We start from the raw sequence: 18758 nt of genomic DNA, 5'->3' as shown, positions 1-18758 counted from the left end.
GAGGCCCTGCACGTGATCCTGCAGGAACCGCGTTACCCTTTGTCATTCCCCATGACAAACACGAAACGCTTAGATTGAATTCGACATACGTGGAGCCAGTGCTCAACCTGGAGATCTGGAGTTACAGCCTAATTCCGACGGGTAAGAGTTTTCACTCCGCTTCGTATGGAGGAGGATGATGGGAGATGTGAAGCCGACGATGCAATGGGCCGAGCAAACGCTCCGTAAGCTTTCTGAGCATGGCTATACCGGCACGGTGACTATTCGATTCACACAAGGTGGAGTCCAAGGCATGTCGGTGAATCAGGAACTGAACCCGCATCAGCAAGCGGCGTTCCAACAACATGTGGCAATCCACAGAGCGTAGCCAGATCGACACGTAGTTGGCAAAGCCCAACTGGCGGCACGAAGGCTGACCTCCCCGAACTCGGGTGCGTCAGCCTTTTTTCTACCATGTTAGCTAGTCCTTGCAGAACGTGCGGATCTATGAGAGATCGCACATAACCAAAGGAGCAATCATGAGAAACTTGCAGGGAGCAAGGCAACTTGGGGTCGTGACAGTCCTGGTAATCGGTTGGATAACTCCCCTAATCTGCGAAGCGGCTAGTCATCCGCCGTCAATGAACCCTCCATTGAATAGCGCGCAAGTAATTGCCCCTCTTATGAAGGCACCTTTGAGTTTTGAAGCCAATCAGGGTCAGACGGATGATTCCGTAAAATTCATCTCCCGCGGAAACGGCTACACCTTATTCCTCACCCCAACCGAATCTGTGATGGTGCTTCAGCAACGTGAGCCACTGACGAATACAGATGATCTCGGCATGAAGACGGAGTCTGCACCCATCAAGCAGAGCATCGTGCGGATGGCATTAGAGGGAGTTAACCCAAATCCAGCGATCGAAGGATTGGACCAACTACCCGGGATCGTCAACTACTTCATTGGCCCCGATCCCACTAAGTGGCACACAAAGATTCCGACCTACGCACAGGTGCATTACAAGGATGTGTATCCGGGCATCGACGTCGCCTATTACGGCAACCAAGGTCGGCTTGAATACGATTTCATTGTATCTCCAGGGGCCGATCCGACTCAGATTAGGCTGGCGTTCAAAGGCAACTCGAATGTTCACTTGGCCAAGAGCGGAGATCTGTTGCTGACCACGGCACTCGGGGAAGTAAAGCTGCAGAAACCGGTTGTGTACCAGCTAGGAGCGGATGGACATAAGACACTTGTAGAGGCGAACTACATAATTTCCACCAGTTCAGAGAGCGAGGTTGGCATCCAACTCGCAGCGTATGACACAAACATGACAATTGTGATCGACCCTGTAATAATCTACTCGTCTTTCATAGGAGGATTAGGAATTGACAATGCCCACGATGTTGCCGTCGATTCCTCTGGTGATGCGTGGGTCGTCGGACATGCCTTTAGCGCACTTACTTTACCTGTCGTCGGGATACCTTATGACTCGAGTTACAACGGTTCGCTTGACGTGTTTCTTCTGAAAGTGAGTCCAAGCGGCTCTTTGCTTGTTTGGACCTATTTAGGGGGGACCTTTAGTGACAATACGCCTGCTGTAGCTCTTGATGGCGCAGGAAATGTATGGTTGACCGGAAGCACAAGTGGATCAACATTTCCCATCACACCTGGGGCGCTTCAACCTGTTCACGGCGGTAGCGCCGACGCGTTCATCTCAAAATTTGATTCTAACGCGTCAACTTTATTGTATTCGACTTTCTATGGAAGTTCTGGTCAAGAGAACCCGAGGTCAATCGCCGTCGATGCAAGCGGTTCAATTGTTCATCTCGCGGGAAATACGAATTCGACCAGCCTCCCGGGTGTTACACCCAGCTCTGCTCAGTCCATTTATGGTGGAGGTGTGCAGGATGGCTTTCTCGCGAAGTTAGACATCTCTTCCTCACAAATCGTCTATGCCACATACTTGGGAGGAAATGATAGAGATGAACTTGCAAAGGTCCGTGTGGATTCATCAGGAAATGCCCATGTTGCTGGTCGATCATTCTCGAGTGATTTTCCCGGCACGGCGGGAAGCTCGATCTCTGCGCTTACTTCTTTTCAGCCGACGTTTGGAGGCCTCGTTGATGCAATCGTAGCAAAGCTAAACCCTACAGGCACACAGCTAATCTATTCAACCTATCTAGGTGGCAGCAGTGATGAATTAGCGGCAGGACTGGCATTGGATAGCGCAGAAAATGCTGTCGTATCAGGCGTCACCGGATCATCGACTTTCCCGCTGGCCGGTACTCCATTCCAATCAACGCTCGCCGCTCACGATTACTTCGTCACAAAGATCAATTCAACGGGAACCGCGTTGATTTTCTCCACTCTATTCGGAGGCGTTGGTGACGATTTTGGTTCGGTCGTCGCATTGGATCCGGCGGATCGCATTTACCTCACCGGCCCAACAAACTCATGTCGTATCCCTGACTTCTCGCATCCGTTGCAGATTGACCGCTGCTCACTAGGCGCTCCCTTCAACCATGTCATTGTTGCAAAGCTTGATGCCAACGGAAGCAACCTCTTGAGCCTCACGGTTTTCACAGGGAGCACAGGCGTTAGTGGTGGGTTAGGGATTACCGTAGATTCCCAAGAGAATGTCTATGTAACGGGTGTTACTCGAGCAAGCGACTTCACGACGCATACCCCGCTCCAGCCCACTTATGGCGGTGGACTTGAAGACGGTTTTGTAGCCAAGATTGCTACAGCAGTTCCGCCTGAAATAGCCGACTATTTCTTGCACGGGAATGGCCCGAACGCTAATCCGCCAACCCTCTTTGTGAATGCCACTGCCCCTACCGCGACGGCTCCCAAGTATCGGGATTCAGCCGGTCTTAAGTTCAATGGGGGCAATCTTTGGAAAGAAATTGGTACATGGGCTACCAGTCTCCCGACGCCAAACAACGGAAACCTCACGACACTCAGCGCTCTTCAAGTATGGGTGGGGCTCAAGAATAGCGACGATCAAGGCACTCAATTTGATGTGCGCGCCGAGGTATACAAGAACGCGACTCTAGTGGTTGAAGGGCTGACGCGCTGTATTACCGGTGTGACGCGAAATGAGAATCTCGCGACAGCGGTCGGTGTCGCTTTTCCCGCATTCCCTGCAGTGAGTTTCAATGGGACCACCGATGTTCTGAGCCTGAAGGTCTCTGCGCGGATCGGAACCAACCCCGACTCTACCAAGTGTTCCGGGCCCGGAGGCAGTCATAATAATGCGGTGGGGCTCCGGCTCTATTTTGATGCCACAGACCGTCCTGCGGCGTTTGTTGGAACGTTTGCTCCGTGACGGAAGTGGGCCTTAAGAGATAGTAAGGTGCTAAATCGAATGCCAGTGGAGTGAGGGTTGCCAATATATTGGTAGCCCTCACTCCACGGAGGACGAGTTTTCTTGTGAGGTTAGGTCGTCTGATGTTGGATTCTGGAAAGTCGTAAATCGCAGTTCATGCCGCATTCACAAACCCCCGGAAAGAGATACCCCATGAGCGATCAGGACCGTTACAAAAGCCCTCCAATCCCGTTGGGGACACCAGAAAGCTCACAAAATACGCTCCAGCAGAGACGATTCGCACGCAGATCCCTCACGGAATTGTAGCTCTTATCCACATGAGCTACGGTGTTTGGGGGGTTCTATGTCTACAGTTTTTCGGCATTCCTCCCGTCCAACGTTCTATCGTCGCGTTCACATTCCTCGAAAGCTTCGACAGCATTTCAAGGGTCGTGTAGAAGTCTGGAGAAGCCTCAGAACGGCTGATCAGGACGAGGCCTCCGCACGCTCCGCGCAGTTCGAGGCTCAGACCAAGCGACTCTTTGTCACCCTGAAGAAGTATGGGGACCGTATGACCAACGAAGAACGGGACATCCTCGTCTCCCACTGGCTGGAGTCGGAGTTGGACTATGCTGAGGACTGCCGGGTACTGGCTGGTCCCATCTCTGACCAACAGCGGGACGACTATGTAGCGTGCCCGGACATCATGTCGGATGAGGCTCACGAAGCCTTACTTGGCAACGACTACCGCAAGATCGAGAAGGAGGCGGACGCACTCCTGATGGCCGGCTTAGTTGACGTGCGGAAGTGGCCGATGGAAAAACTGGTCAGCCAACTCGTAGTGACGGTGATAGCGACAACCTCGTAGGATCATGTCCGCATTCGCCAGGAGGTGCCCCATGTGGATACTCGTCGTGGCCTTCGTCTGGCTGGCGCCTCTTGCTCACGCTGAATACCTCGGCGATCTGAGCGACAATCCACTGATCCAAGCTCCATCTTCAACGACGTCGGCCCTCACGGCGCGCTCAGCCCGACCAGTCTCAGAAATGAGCTAAGCCCATATGGAAGCCCGATCAGTCCCTATTCGGCGACCAATCCTTTGGCCACCGATGCGCCACGGTTGTACGACCGGGAAGGTCATTACCGTGGGAAGTTGAGCACTAACACCCTGGATCCGGATTCGATCAATAATCCGCTTGGCCGGTATGGGAGTCCGCTGTCTCCCGATTCGCTCAACAATCCCTTGGGACCGGGGAATGCTCTCAACCCTGACAGCCCTAGAAATCGGTTGGGGAACGGCTGGCGAATTGAAGGGGGTCGATAGACAACCTGTGGATGGTCCGGACAAATAAATCCCCAACCACTTTCATTTGTGGAGAGATGTCGACACCAGAGGAACTCGCGGAGGAGTTGCGCCTCTGTATTTACGCGTACCGACAAGGACGGAAACGTCATGCACTTTATGTGGAGGGTTGCCCACGAACCGACCTCGGCACTAGACGATAGGCCTGCACACACGGCATTTGAAGGTTCCGATCTGGGGTCTAGCCACACGGGGCCAGCATCCTCGGAAGCATCGCACACTGATCCTGTTCGCTCCAGTTGACAGGGATTCTTTCCCGAGCTCAGAATATATTGGCAACAAAGTTCCTGCGAGGTTTTCAGCTCATGGGCTGGATGTCGCTTTCGCGGAAACGTGTTGTACTGGTCACGCTCGGACTCCTCCTCCTTCTAGACGTCACGCGTTCGCTGTACGCTCGAATCGGTTATGCTGATCCCGTTGAGTTGTGGCAACCGGATCCGGCTCACTATGCTGACCTTGTTTGGCCACCAGGCACCGGCCTACCCCCTGACACGCCACCCGGCCCAAGGATCTACGCCCAGCGATGCGCGGTCTGTCATGGGCCGGACGGTCGAGGGAACGGACCGGCCGCCCCTTCGCTAATTCCCCACCCACGCGATTTCACTCAAGGCCAATTCAAGTACAAGTCGACGCCGCCTGGACAACCGCCAACCGACGAGGATTTGGTTCGCGTCGTGACGAACGGGCTGACCGCAAGTGCCATGCCGTACTGGCGAGATCTGTTAACGGAACAAGAGATCCGCGAAGTCGTGGCTCACATCAAGACGCTGTCTCCGGTCTTTCAGAAGACCCCGCCTCAACCGCTTCAGATCTCGCCTCAGGTCCCAGGCGATGCGGCCAGCCTGGAACGTGGGAAGGCATACTTTGTCGGAGCTGGATGTAGCGTCTGCCATGGCCCCCAAGGACGGGGCCTGATTCCGATGAAAGATACGAACGGCCATACGATCATGTCGCGCGACCTCTCCGCGCCGTGGACATTTCGTGGAGGTCTTAATCCGGAGCAAATTTGGTTGCGGATTACCATAGGACTGGCGCCGAGTCCTATGCCCGCATTTGAAACCGTGTTAAGCCCGACGCAGCGTTGGGACGTCGTCAACTATGTCCTTTCGCTAGCACGTACGGCCCCCTGGGAACCGGGGGGAGTTCTCGATGGGCCCGGACAGTCCGCCGATCCGATCAAACGTGGGGCGTACTTGGTTCATGCTCAGATGTGCGGCCTGTGCCACACACAGATCAACCGGACTGGCATCTATAGGAGCGATGACTTTTATTTAGCTGGTGGGATGCGGGTTGACGTGGGTGCACATGGGCATCTGGTCAGCCGGAACCTGACCGGCGATCGCACGACCGGACTGGGTGCATGGAGCAACGGGCAAATTATTGAGGCTTTGAGAAACGGCCATACCCCAGATCGGATTCTGAATGTCCTCGACATGCCGTGGAATTTTCTGCACGCCTTGCCCGATGAGGATGCCAACGCGATTGCCAGTTTTTTGAAATCACTGCCGCCAGTCACGAGCCGGATCCCCCCTCCGCTGCATTACGGCGTCTTAGAAACGTTCGGCATGAAACTTAAGGATCCTCGATGGCCCGCGTTTCCACCAGCCGTCCTGACATTCGTTGAAGGCAACTTCGGACAAACTGGAGACGTCGCTGCGCGTGGTTGGCCACAAGCCGCTCTCATCAACACCCAATGGGTCATCCTGATCCTGGGCATCGTGGCATTCGGCTTCGCTGAAATGCGTGACGGGCCACGAGAGCTTGGACACGGGTGGAAGAGAGCCGGAATCGTCTTCGTCATTCTTGCAAGCTTCCTGCTCGGCTGGTTGGTGTATCACCTTCCCGCTGTCGGTTTCCTGCCCCCTGAACGGGTCGCTCGTCAGGTTTTGGATCGTATTCCAACTCCCAACGTCAACGCGCTTCCGTCTCCAGAACAGGCCACATTGGTCACGCGCGGGCGCCTGCTCTTCACCGTCGCCTCGTGCGCATTCTGCCACCGTCCGGAAGGCTACGGCGGGCTCAAGATTAGCTGGAAAGCCTTTGGTACCTTATGGACCAGGAACATCACCTCGGACCGCACGACCGGAATTGGTGCGTGGAGCGATCGGGAGATCGCTCGTGCCATCCGCAGCGGAGTGACCCCCGACGGCCGCACGCTTCACTGGCAGGGCATGATCTGGGATTTTGCGTCGAATTGGGACGAGGTCGACCTCCGCGCCATCATTGCCTATCTACGAACCTTACCCCCAGTGTCGAAGCAGATTCCAGCGGCGCGTCCTCCGGCAGCCGACGATTGCGAGAAGTACACGTTTTGGGTAAACGATAGCGATCGTCCAGGCTGTCAATAGCGTCATCCCAGGTCTGTTTCTTGTCGGTTCTCAGACTGCATTGAATCGCCTTTTCGTTACCGGTGACGCTCCCTGTCGTGGTTTGTATTCCAGGCTTGGAAACTTCGGTAACCGCGGGCTGGGGGTGTACACCTCGCGGGCGACGCGTTTGTACCTCAGCACATTTCTTCGTTTTTGGGGTCAGCTGTTTTCTGACCTTTCCCCCGACTCGTGGGCGCCCGATCGCAGCCTGTTATTCGCCTGTTCTCAGGCAACATTGATTGCCCTTACCGTTACCGGTAATGCTCCTTATCTGGGCGCGTGCCGCGATGAGTTGCCTCATGCATCCATAGAATCACTAGATTGGGCGTCGTGATCCGGTTACTTCGTCGAACTAACCGTCAGCGGCAATGACAACATGGGAAGAATGTCGTTGGGGTGGTCTAGGCGTACTAAACTCACGACTCAGCCGTAGACCCCTGACATAGTCTCGAGGCGGCCTGCCGGTCCATCGTCGGAATGCCCGTGTGAAATGCGCCGCATCTGAGTACCCGACTAAGAAAGCAATGTCGGTCAGGGTGTGTGTCCCCTCGTGGATGAGTTGAAGACTGCGGTTTCGGCGGAAGTCATCGAGCAGAGATTCAAATGGGATGCCCCATCCAGTAAGACGTCGTTCGAGCGTACGGGGATGAAGGCCTAAAACGCCGGCCGTAGTTTCGAGACTGGGTGTTTCGTAGACCAACTGATCCGACATGTTGCTGAGCACCGCTCGAACGACTTCTTCCTCAACCGGCCTATCAGGAAGGATCTGAATCGCAGTTTTGCTGAATTGCAGTGGTAAGTCGAGGAGCCCGCGATCGAACACTACAGCGTTCTCTCCCGCGCGGAAGACCAACCGCGGTCCAAACACCCGTTCCAGCTCATCTGATTTTCGGCACGGTACGTGATCGAATGCGACATCGACGACGGCCGGTTGGCCGGTCAGAGCGAGAATGTTTTGAAAAAACACAAGGACGCCTTGGAAGTACTGCGCCGGATTTTCCCCTGTCCGTCCGAGAAGCGAGTAACTCAGGCGTGCTGTGCGGCGATATTCGCTCAAGCGAATCTCAGTACCCGTCTGAATAAGTGTGATTCGGCGACAAGCCACGTTAATCGCTGTCCGCAGCGTCGGAGCATTGAGAATGGCCGTTCCAAAGGCATCAAACTGTACGAAAGACTCCATTTCACCAACGTGGATGCCGCAGTGTGGATCGCCGGTCGTGGATGACAGAGCATTGACGAGGGTAAGAAATAGTTCCCGAGGGACCCATGCATCCGGATCAAGAAGTAAATGGGTGGGGAAGCCCACCTTCTTGAGTACTTTTCCTGGCTGTTCCCCCTTTGACAGCAGATAGGGAACGAAGCTCCCCAACTCGCACATCCGATGGCCGCCGTTCATAGGGAGCGAACCCTAACAAACAATGTCGTGAAATGGCAATTAATGCGTAGGGCGCCTTGATACCTTTGCATGGCAAAGAATACTATCCCTTGCTGACGTCGGTCCTGTGGTTACTCTCGCGATAGGAGGGAATGCATATGAGAAGCGCGGCGATAGCTATGGGCAGCAAAGCCGCCGTTACCCCCAGTGAACTAAGCTGGAGATTTATTCGTTGGGGGCTCGGCCTGTTCATCACTGGATTCCTGACCGGCTTCGTCCCGATCCTACACTACATGGCCGGGGCTCAAACCGGAAATGTTGGGGCAGATTTTCTAGAAAATGTGACGTTGTGGTGGGGCTGTCCGGCGATTCTGGCCGAGTTGACGCTCAAGACTGGGGGCCTCGGCATGATCGCCATTGGATTGGTTTATCTGGCAATAACCAGACAGGGCGAGTCAATGACTATTTCCAGCCACGAGAGTACTGCGCCTATGCTCTGCGCCTATGGCCTTATCGCTACACTCGTGAGCGCCGCTGCAGGCTTTGTCATCTGTAATTATTTTTGGCCGAATTTCTATTTTCAGCCGGTACAAGCGGGAAAGAACGCATGGCTTGCAGCGCAGGGTCTCAGCATCGTCGTCTATGTGATCGGACTCTGTTATGCGTTCGCCGGCATTCGAAGGGCAGCGCGCCCACTTTGATGACTTCAACACTGCGGCCGAAGTCGAAACTGCGAGGGAAGAGGGAATCTGGACAGTTTCGAAGTGTGAAGCACGTCTAATTAACGAACGGAGAGAACAGAAAGGAGCTGCGTGATGATACGCAGGCGCAAACCGCATCTCATCGCGGGCGTGCTCGCCGGCACCATGACCCTCACGACCGCTCAGGCGCAAAACATTCCCACGTCCGTCACCACGCCGGACAGGGTCGAGACCCACATCGGCGCGCTCGAATTCAGGGACGGCGCGCCGACTGATGCCACCGTGGAGAAGGTCAAGAACAACTTGGACTACGTGCGAGCACTTGACGCGTTCATGAATAGTTTCTCGGGTGCATCGGCATATGCACTTCGCAAGGGTTTCCAGAGCATCGGAGCCGAAGACAACACGGTTGTCATCTTTTCTGAGTTAATGGATTCGAACTCTCTCTTTCTGACCGCTAATGCCGACACGATTTACACGCTTGCGGCTCTCGATCTCACGAACGGTCCGTTGGTGATCGAGGCGCCACCAGCGGTGCTCGGCACGATCAATGACATGTGGTTCAGCTGGATCATCGACATCGGCTTTCCTGGCCCCGATCGCGGCGAAGGAGGCAAGTATCTCATTGTGCCGCCAGGGTATGACGGGACGCTTCCGGAGAGCGGGTTCCACGTGGGCCACTCGAAAACCATGCATGTGCTCTACGCTGTGCGTGCGTTCATGGACAACAACAATCCCAAACCTGCCGTCGCCTCGATCAAGAAGTCGCTGAAGATCTATCCGTATATCCCCGGAGGCTTCGGCACGAGCATGGCCGCAATCCTCGAGGGTAAAGTCAGGCCGGGGCGCGCCAACCAATCCATCCCGCCAACGAAGTTTGTCGAGGCCAGTGGGAAATCGTTCAACACTATTCCTCCAAACGACTTGTCCTACTTCGAGATGGTCAATGAGCTGGTGCAGATGGAGCCGGCAACATCTTTCAACGTCGAGCTTTCGGGCCAACTCGCAGCCATCGGCATCGTCAAGGGCAAGCCCTTCAAGCCGGACGCGCGAATGAAGAAAATCCTTACCGACGCCGCGGCCGTTGGTAACGCGGCCGGGCGGGTGCTGAACTTTCGGGCAGCTGATTACCCCGGTTGGGCCTATTATCCACGATCGAAGTGGTCCAACATGCTGTGGCAGGGCGGGTTCGACTTTCAAACACCGCCTCCGCTTGTCACGAAGGACGGGATCATGCCCTTACCAGCAACAGGGGCGCGGACCCTCGACTCGCGGACCGCGTTCTATTACGCCTACACGATGGACTCACCGGGCATGATCATGCGGTTAACCAATGCCGGTTCCCAGTATCTAATGACCTTCGCGGATGCCACCGGTAATCCCTTTGATGGCGGCAAGACATACCGTGTGACATTGCCGAAAGACATCCCGGCCGGTAGATTCTGGTCGTTCACCGTGTATGACAATCAAACCCGCTCCATGTTACAAACTCCACAGCGCTCACCGCGCGCGGGTAGTCAGACGTACCCGTCACCAGCGGCGGTGGCAAATTCAGACGGCTCAACGACAGTCTATTTCGGTCCCTCAAAGCCGGCCGATGCAAAGGAGGGTAATTGGATACAGACGACCCGAGATAAGGGCTGGTTCGTGATCCTGCGTCTCTACTTTCCGGCGGAATCGTTTTTCGACAAGAGCTGGCAGCCGAGCGAGATCGAGGTAGTCAAGTAACTTGTCCAGCTCTATCGGATCAGCCCTCGCCAATTGAGTTTCGACGGCGCAAATAGACTGCTTTTGGATTTAGGCTGCCTTCACAAGACCTCGAAATACAATACTCCAGGAAAGACGGGAGGCATTGCAAAAGCCCTCGAATCCCGTTGGGGACACCAAAGCCTTTGCACGACCCACCAAGAGCTGAAGCAGTACCTCGAAACTCATCTCTGGGTTCAACGGCATTGACGGCAGGAAGATGGGAGGCGGTTACGAAGATACATTATCCGAACAGTCAAGAAGTGATCCCACTCCGTTGCTTCATTCTCCTCTCTTTTCCCCTGATTTTTGAACAAGCTCGACGTCCCTTCTGATCTCTTGGTGTCGTAGCACCGTCCGATCACATTCGCGTTTCCACTGTTCAACAATTTGGGCTAGTCGCTCTTCACCTTCCTTTGTCGCTCCTTCGGTGACGAGTGGTTTCAAGAAGGTGATATCGACCGATACACCGGGCTTGAACCGTTCAACCGCCTGCGCCAATCCTGCTCGTTGCTGGTAGGCCACACAGTACTCGTCTTGGGGGAGGAACCGATTTAGTAAGACATCGCAGGCTTCTAGGCTTTTTCGCGTTTCAGCATCCCTTATCGTGAGCAAGAGTAGTTCGAGAGCTGATCTGATTATTGATTTCGGATACGGCAAGTCTGATTCAGGACGAAAGAGAATCGTAAGGGAGGTCGGACTATCCTCCAAGATCCTCCCATAGGCTACGACGATGTGGGAAGCGTTCTTTTGTGCTTCATCGTGTGGTGGGTTCATGGTTGCTAGACAGAACCCTACGCTTGAAATGTCGGTGAGTGCAAGTCGAACCTTTCGAGGAATAACCGGATATTTCCACCGTCATGAAGGGAGAAACTGCGACACATCCACCGGGGAAGCAATCGAGAGGAGTCGGTCAATCCGCTGTGCGTTCGTCCCTCCCATTGGCATGTCCGCTGCCATTAACGCATCCATCAGTTCCTTGCTTGAAAGGGTTGCCAGTCTCTCACGTAGTCCGTTGCTCTGAGTATGCACCTTTGAACCCTCCTTGGTTGATCAATGCCTGACAGGTGAAGCATAGCGAATGCGGAGAGTTTGCACATGCCTCGGAGTGGGTATCTCGAAGGAGGGGGCCTGACCGGAAGCCTGTTCGGGCAGTTCCTCGGGCTACTTTCTGAAAACGTGCGCGAAATGCGACTCAAGATCACCACTCATCCGAGGGGGAAGACTCCATGCCTTTTCGGTATATCGACTGACGGGAGGCCACGATACGCTTGGATCAGGCAATCGATGGATTGTGGAACGGCCGAACAGATCTGAAACAAGGAGGAAAGATGGAAAACGAGAACGTATGGGTAAATGTCTCGGAACACCCCGTATCGGGGCTGTCGAATGCGGACGAGTTGCGGGTGATGTATTCCGGGATCGATCGCGGCACCTTGGTCATGGGCGACGCAGTGCTCATAGGCGGTGGGTTGGGGCGACTCGACCTCACAGGCACACAACCGGTACGTGAAGGAATGTCACTGACGCTGTTGATCTTTCTTCCACGGGCAGAGGAGGCGGCGGGAATCGCGGAGTCTCGAGTATCGGAGGTGGCGGATGGGCACTTTGTGGTGGACCTCCTCTCCTTGGTCAAGGTCTCCACGTGTGACTTGGAGCTGTACGTTCAGCAGGCGCTCGAGCGCCAGAAAGCGGCACGGTAGACATGATTCGGCATGACTGGCTGAGGACATTCTGCACCGGCTTCACAGATCCTTTGCAGCGCGAACGGGAACGTATCCGCACAGAGATGGCTGGGATATGGGGCTTATTGGGGTTGCTGATGAAACAACGCAATGGGGCCTGGTGGGCGACCGAGGAGCGGCGTCGGCTGGGTCTCGAGCTTCGCAGAGTCGTGGCCCTCTGTCCGTACCTCCTGGCCTTGCTGGCGCCTGGGTCTTTTGTCCTCCTTCCTGTCGTCGCGTGGTGGCTTGATCGGCGTCGGCAATCCCGCTGCGTGAATCACGTCCAACCGGCTCGACCCCTCACAATGTCCAGGTAATTCCTTCGCTCTTCCCCCACTTGCTTTTGCTGGGGTTCTTGTCCATCCTTCCACACGTTTCCCAAGAAATGCTTTCGAACCGATAGCAAAGTGAAACACGTGAGGTAGAGCACCATGGCCGTCAAACTTTCCAAGAAGTGGATCGTCGTCGCGATCGTCGTGGCGGGTGGGGGAGTGCTGGGCTATCAACACTGGAAGTCGATGCAGTCCGCGCTCCCTCCGGGAATCGTGTCGGGCAACGGTCGGATCGAGGCCACGCTGGTGGACGCATCCGCCAAGGAACCGCTTAGGGTCAAGAAGATCCTGGTAAAGGAGGGCGATCTCGTCAAACAGGGTGACGTGCTGGTTCAACTCGACACGGTAACGCTCGAAGCGGAGCTGGCGAAGGAAAAGGCCAGCATGGCCGGCGCGAAACACGAGCTCGCAGCCGCCAAGTCGTCCGTTGCCCAGCAACAAGCCCGGATCCGGCTCGCGCAGATCGAGGAAAGGCGCGATCGCAAGTTGCTCGAAGGGGACGCCGTGTCACAGCGCGAATACGACGTCAGCAAGGCCGCTCTGGACTCGGCGACGGCGACACTCTCGGCGGCGCAGGCGGGGGTAGCAGCGGCCCAGGCGCAGATCGAAGTGACTCAGGCGAGTGTGGCCAAGACCGAATCTCGCATCAGGGATGCGACGCTCGTCTCGCCGACGGCCGGCCGCGTGCTGTATCGCCTGGTCGAGCCGGGCGAGGTTCTCGGCCCCGGCGGCAAGGCGCTGACGATCGTGGACCTGAGCAATGTCTACATGGAACTTTTCCTCCCGGCAGAACATGCTGCGGCGCTCAAGGTTGGTGCGGAGGCGCGCATCACGGTGGACTACAACCCGACCAGATCGGCGATCGCGTACGTTAGCTTCGTCTCGCCGGAGGCCCAGTTCACGCCGAAGCAGGTCGAGACCAAGAGCGAGCGCGAAAAACTGATGTTCCGCGTCAAGATTCAGGTGCCCCCGGACCTCGTCGAACAGTACATCGAGCGTATCAAAACAGGTATCCGAGGCGTCGGCTACGTGAAGCTGAGTGACGCAGCCGTCTGGCCGGCCTGGCTTCAGAAGGATGTGGTCAACTTGCCGAAGTCCGGCAGCGCTCAACCCGCTGCGCCGACAGCGCCCGAGGCCGCGGCAACCTCCAAATAGGATTTCTATGACCGTCACTGCACAACCGTTGCCGGCCGGCAAACAGGTTGCTTCGATTCGAGACGTCACGCATCGTTACGGCAAGGTGCTTGCGCTCGACAGGATCTCGCTCGATATTCCGAGCGGGATCAGGGTCGGCATCATCGGGCCGGACGGCGTCGGGAAGTCGACGCTTCTGGCGCTCGTCGCCGGATCGAAGAAACTGCAGCAGGGACAGGTCGACGTGCTCAATGGCGATATGCGGAAGGTCTGGCACCGGCGTGCCGTTTGCCCGCGGATTGCCTACATGCCGCAGGGCCTCGGCAAGAATCTCTATCTGGAGTTGAGTGTCCGAGACAACGTCGACTTCATGGCGCAGCTCTTCGGGCTCTCGCCGAGCGAGCGGCTGGCCAAGGTCAAGGAGCTGCTCGATGCGACGGGACTGGGTCCCTTTCCCGACCGCCCCGCGGGAAAGCTCTCGGGAGGCATGAAGCAGAAGGTAGGGCTGTGTGCCGCTCTGGTCCACGAACCGGATCTGCTCATTCTCGATGAGCCGACGACAGGCGTCGATCCTCTCTCACGGCGCCAGTTCTGGACGCTCATCGACGACATTCGGAAGAGTCGTCCAAGCATGAGCGTCGTCATCGCGACGGCGTACATGGACGAGGCACAGCAGTGGGACTGGATCGTTGCGATGGACGCCGGCAAGGTCCTCGCGACGGGCACGCCGGCAGACCTCATGGCGCGCACGGGTTCCACGGATTTGGAACAGTGCTTCATCAGGCTCTTGCCGGAAGAGAAGCGCCGGGGCCACGCCGAGCTCGTCATCCCGCCGCGTCCCGTGAGCGACAATCCAGAAATCGCGATCGAGTCGCATGGTCTGACGAGGCGGTTCGGCAGCTTCACCGCGGTCGATCGCGTGACGCTGAAGATCGAACGCGGCGAGATCTTCGGCTTTCTCGGCTCGAACGGCTGCGGCAAGTCGACGACCATGAAGATGTTGACGGGCCTGCTGCCTCCCAGCGAAGGCACGGCGACGCTGTTCGGCAATTCCGTCGAGGCCGGCAGCATGGAAGTCCGTCGCAATCTGGGCTACATGACACAGGCGTTCTCTCTCTATGGCGAGCTGACCGTCCGTGAGAATCTCGTGCTGGATGCGCGCCTGTTTCACATGCCTTCCGACAAGGCCAAAGCCCGCATTGCCGGACTGGTTGAGCGTTTTGGATTGGAACCGCACCTTGACGCGCTGGCCGACTCGCTGCCGATGGGACTGCGTCAACGACTCTCACTGGCAGTGGCGGTGCTCCACGAGCCCAAACTGCTGATTCTCGACGAGCCCACCTCCGGCGTCGATCCAGTCGCGCGCGACAGCTTCTGGGATCTGCTCGTCGATCTCTCGCGCAACCAGGGGGTGACGATCTTCGTCACGACGCACTTCATGAACGAGGGCATGCGCTGCGACCGCATCTCGCTGATGCACGCCGGCAAGGTACTCGCCTGCGACTCTCCGCAAAAGCTCATCGATGACCGCGGCGCGGCGAACCTCGAAGACGCCTTCATCGGTCACATGGAAGATGCAATCGCGCAGGCGCCCGCGGGCGCGGTTTCGACCAAGACGGTAAGCGACACACCCGCGGTCACGCCGTCCCCTTCCGCCTCGGCGCGCGGAACCGGAGTGCTGCCTCTGCCACTGCGACGCATGCTCGCCTATTCCCGTAACGAAGCGATTCAGATTCTGCGTGATCCGATACGGCTCGCGTTTGCCTTCCTGGGATCGGCGCTTCTGATGTTCGTCTGCGGCTTCGGCATCACGACCGACGTCGAACGTGTCCGTCTTGCCGCCTTCGATCGGGACCAGACCCCGGACAGCCGGAATTACATCGAGCAGTTCCGTGCGATTTCCCGGTACTTCCGGTGGGAGGAGCCGGTCTACTCCGACGTCGAGGCCCTGAGGCGCCTGAGAGCCGACGAGGTCTCGACCGTGATCGAAATTCCGCCGAGCTTCAGCCGAGACTTGCGCCGCGGCAGCAGCCCGGACGTGCTCGCGCAGGTAGACGGCGCAAATCCATTTCGCGGCGAGACAATTGCGCAATATGTGCAAGGCGTCCAGAACAGGCTCATCACAGACCCCGCGAACGGCCTCGCCGCCCGTCCGCCCCAGTTCTCGCCGACATTCGAGGAACGCTACATGTACAACCCCACGTTCGAGAGCATCTACTCGATCGTCCCGAGCGTGCCGGCGTTGCTCCTCATCCTGATTCCGGCGATTCTGATGACCGTGAGCATCGTGCGTGAGAAAGAGCTCGGCTCGATCATCAACTTCTATGTCACACCGACGGGACGGCTTGAGTACCTGGTTGGCAAACAGTTGCCCTATGTGGCGATCGGCATGATCAACTTCTTCATTCTCGTGACGCTCGCCCGGCTCGTCTTCGGCGTCCCGGTCAAGGGCAGTTTCCTGTTCCTCACGTTATGCACGCTGCTGTACGTCATCGTCACGACGGGCATCGGCATGGTGACGTCGACGTTTACGAGCACGCAGGTCGCGGCGGTCTTCGTCACGGCGATTCTGACGATTCAGCCGACCATCCAATTCGCGGGGCTGCTGCAGCCGGTCTCGACGCTCGAGGGTAGCGCGCGTGTCATGGGCTCGATCTGGCCGACGACCTACTACATGCATGCAAGCCTGGGTGCGTATACGAAGGGACTCGGACTCGATCTCATGCTGACCGACATGATCTACCTCCTCGGCTGCATTCCGGTACTCCTGGCCATCAGCACATTCGCGCTGAACAAGCAGGAGAAGTAGCCATGAGATCGTTGGTCAACATCTTCTGGCTCGGCATCAAGGAACTCAAGAGCGTTCTGAGCGACAAGGTACTGATCGTGTTCGTGCTCTATGCCTTCACGTGGACGATCTACCAGCAGGCGACCGGAACATCGAACGAGGTCAACAACGCCTCGATCGCCTTCGCCGACGAGGACAATTCAGCGCTATCGAAGGAGCTGTTCGGAGCGTTCTATCCGCCCCGGTTTCAGTATCCGGAGGTGATTCAGGCCGGTGAGATCGAGCGGTCCATGGACGAAGGGCGCTACATGTTCGTCGTGGTGATTCCGCCTCGGTTCGAGCGGGACCTGCGGGCCGGGCGCCGGCCGGAGATCCAGCTGAACATCGACGCGACCGCCATGCAGCAGGCGGGTATCGGAGCCGGCTATATCAAAAACATCATCAGCCAGCGCACCGAAACCTTCCTCAAGCGCGCCGATGTCGATGTGCGCGAGCCGATGAACCTCGTGATGCGCAAGCTGTTCAATCCCAACGGTCTTTCGGCCTGGTTCTCCAGCATCGTCGGCATCATCAATCAGCTGACGCTGCTCACGATCGTGCTGACCGGCGCGGCGGTCATCCGCGAGCGCGAACATGGCACGCTCGAGCACCTGCTGGTGATGCCGCTCAACGCGTTTGAAATCGCGATGGCGAAGGTCTGGGCCAACGGTCTTGTCATTCTCATCGCGACGGCGCTATCGCTTTTTCTCGTCGTGCGCATGGTTCTCGACGTGCCGTTTGAGGGCTCGATGCCGCTGTGGTTCGCGGGCGTTCTACTCTACCTGTTCTTCGCGACTGCGCTCGGGGTATTCCTCGGGACCATCTCGCGATCGATGGCGCAGTTTGCGCTGCTTATCGTGCTGATGGTCGTCGTGCTGCAGTTGCTGTCCGGAGGATCCACACCGGTGGAAAGCCAGCCCGCATGGCTGCAGGCGATCACCTACTTCCTGCCGTCACGGCATTTCGTCAGCTTCTCACAAGTGATCATCTACCGGGGTGGCGGCTTCATGGCCGTCTGGCGCAACTTCGCGATGGTGTCGGCGATCGGCCTGGCCTTCTTTTCCTACAGCGTGGTGCTCTTCCGCAAGTCGATTGCGGTGACGAAATAGCCACGGGCAGGGACGATTGACCGGAGGCAACGGATGATGAGAGAGAAGCATGGCGAGACTGTTAGTTTTGACAGTTTCGTATCACAAATACTTCGAGTAACGTGTATCCCGTCCATATAGCAGTTAACGGGTCGGTACCGTGCCGGCTCTTTGAGGAAGGAGCGTTCATGATGCGGAAGCAGGTCTCTTGCGGCGTACAGTTCGTCACCATGCTCGGCGTATCAATCTTCATGTTTGTGGGGTTGTTTGGTGGTTCCGCTTTGGCCGCCTCCGGGAAGGAGATCGATGCCGGCGTTGACGAGGCGATCGGGAAATTCGAGAAGGAAGTGAAAGGCGGGAAGAGTTTCCTGGATGGCAGCAAGGGCCTGCTGGTGTTTCCAAGAGTCCTGAAGGGAGGAGCTGGATTCGGAGGAGAGTATGGAGAAGGCGCGCTTCGAATCGCGGGCAAGACCACAGATTATTACAACATGTTTCAGGGTTCATTTGGATTGCAGCTCGGCGGGGAAATCAAGACCGTGTACCTTGTTTTCCTGGATGAGGTTGCGCTGAAACGCTTCCGGGAAAGCGAGGGCTGGAAGGCGGGGGTCGACGGCTCGGTCTCGCTGGTGACATTGGGAGCCGGTGGAACCATCGATACGAACAACCTGAAAGAGCCGATCGTGGCCTTCGTTTTGGGCCAGAAGGGGCTAATGTACAACCTGTCGCTAGAAGGCACGAAATTTACAAAACAGGATAAAAAATAGGGTTGTCTTACTCATCAGTCTTGAGTGTTCATGGAAGTGGAGGATGCA

14 protein-coding genes are annotated in these 18758 nt (G+C 56.7%); 12 read left to right on the top strand and 2 right to left on the bottom strand.

All coding sequences use genetic code 11. The features are described 5' to 3' along the window. The first annotated feature begins 175 nt into the window (after positions 1–175). The 5 genes from NSJP_RS01375 to NSJP_RS01355 all read left to right on the top strand — a co-directional run bounded on the left by NSJP_RS01375 (position 176) and on the right by NSJP_RS01355 (position 6998). Positions 176–367, top strand: coding sequence for a hypothetical protein (locus tag NSJP_RS01375; protein WP_155969755.1), 192 nt, complete (start codon positions 176–178; stop codon positions 365–367). A 151-nt stretch (positions 368–518) separates the two neighbouring features. Beyond that, positions 519–3308, top strand: a complete 2790-nt coding sequence (locus NSJP_RS01370; RefSeq protein ID WP_080885152.1) for a DUF7948 domain-containing protein — start codon at positions 519–521, stop codon at positions 3306–3308. Positions 3309–3651: 343 nt separating this feature from the next. Next, positions 3652–4155, top strand: coding sequence for a DUF6538 domain-containing protein (locus NSJP_RS01365; RefSeq protein ID WP_080885151.1), 504 nt, complete (start codon positions 3652–3654; stop codon positions 4153–4155). A 31-nt stretch (positions 4156–4186) separates the two neighbouring features. After that, entirely contained in the window at positions 4187–4342 is a 156-nt protein-coding gene (locus NSJP_RS19445; protein ID WP_172834079.1) for a hypothetical protein, read from the top strand. A 613-nt stretch (positions 4343–4955) separates the two neighbouring features. After that, the gene (locus tag NSJP_RS01355) at positions 4956–6998 is read left to right on the top strand and encodes a c-type cytochrome (protein ID WP_155969753.1); all 2043 of its coding nucleotides are present in this window, start codon (positions 4956–4958) and stop codon (positions 6996–6998) included. Between the two features lie 373 nt (positions 6999–7371). Here the strand turns inward: NSJP_RS01355 and NSJP_RS01350 are convergent, their stop codons facing one another. After that, positions 7372–8415 carry an AraC family transcriptional regulator gene (locus NSJP_RS01350; protein ID WP_080885149.1) on the bottom strand — a complete coding sequence of 348 codons (1044 nt, stop codon included), beginning with the start codon at positions 8413–8415 and terminating at the stop codon, positions 7372–7374. A gap of 137 nt (positions 8416–8552) precedes the next feature. On the opposite strand from NSJP_RS01350, the gene NSJP_RS01345 reads away from it, so the two are divergent. Beyond that, the gene (locus tag NSJP_RS01345; RefSeq protein WP_080885148.1) at positions 8553–9095 is read left to right on the top strand and encodes a hypothetical protein; all 543 of its coding nucleotides are present in this window, start codon (positions 8553–8555) and stop codon (positions 9093–9095) included. Positions 9096–9260: 165 nt separating this feature from the next. Beyond that, positions 9261–10823 (top strand): DUF1254 domain-containing protein, encoded by a 1563-nt coding sequence (locus tag NSJP_RS01340; protein ID WP_407938663.1) that lies wholly within the window; start codon positions 9261–9263, stop codon positions 10821–10823. Positions 10824–11123: 300 nt separating this feature from the next. On the opposite strand, the gene NSJP_RS19095 is transcribed toward NSJP_RS01340, so the two are convergent. Next, positions 11124–11366: a hypothetical protein gene (locus tag NSJP_RS19095; RefSeq protein WP_155969751.1), complete on the bottom strand. Its 243-nt coding sequence runs from the start codon at positions 11364–11366 to the stop codon at positions 11124–11126. 806 nt (positions 11367–12172) lie between these two features. Here NSJP_RS19095 and NSJP_RS01330 point away from each other — a divergent pair. The 5 genes from NSJP_RS01330 (at position 12173) to NSJP_RS01305 (ending at position 18710) form a co-directional block, all read left to right on the top strand. Further along, a complete protein-coding gene (locus NSJP_RS01330; RefSeq protein WP_080885145.1) occupies positions 12173–12544 on the top strand; it encodes a hypothetical protein in 372 nt (123 codons plus the stop codon). 452 nt (positions 12545–12996) lie between these two features. After that, complete coding sequence (locus NSJP_RS01320) at positions 12997–14052, top strand: HlyD family secretion protein (RefSeq protein WP_080885143.1); 1056 nt, start codon at positions 12997–12999, stop codon at positions 14050–14052. A 7-nt stretch (positions 14053–14059) separates the two neighbouring features. Further along, a complete protein-coding gene (gene rbbA / locus NSJP_RS01315) occupies positions 14060–16840 on the top strand; it encodes a ribosome-associated ATPase/putative transporter RbbA (protein ID WP_080885142.1) in 2781 nt (926 codons plus the stop codon). Between the two features lie 2 nt (positions 16841–16842). Next, positions 16843–17967, top strand: coding sequence for an ABC transporter permease (locus NSJP_RS01310; protein WP_080885141.1), 1125 nt, complete (start codon positions 16843–16845; stop codon positions 17965–17967). Positions 17968–18134: 167 nt separating this feature from the next. Further along, entirely contained in the window at positions 18135–18710 is a 576-nt protein-coding gene (locus NSJP_RS01305; RefSeq protein WP_197685455.1) for a lipid-binding SYLF domain-containing protein, read from the top strand. Positions 18711–18758: the final 48 nt, after the last annotated feature.

This window comes from Nitrospira japonica, from assembly GCF_900169565.1.
Classification (GTDB): Bacteria; Nitrospirota; Nitrospiria; order Nitrospirales; family Nitrospiraceae; genus Nitrospira_C; species Nitrospira_C japonica_A.
The sequence above is the reverse complement of the archived record's forward strand: the minus strand, read 5'-3'. Positions and strand labels throughout refer to the sequence as shown.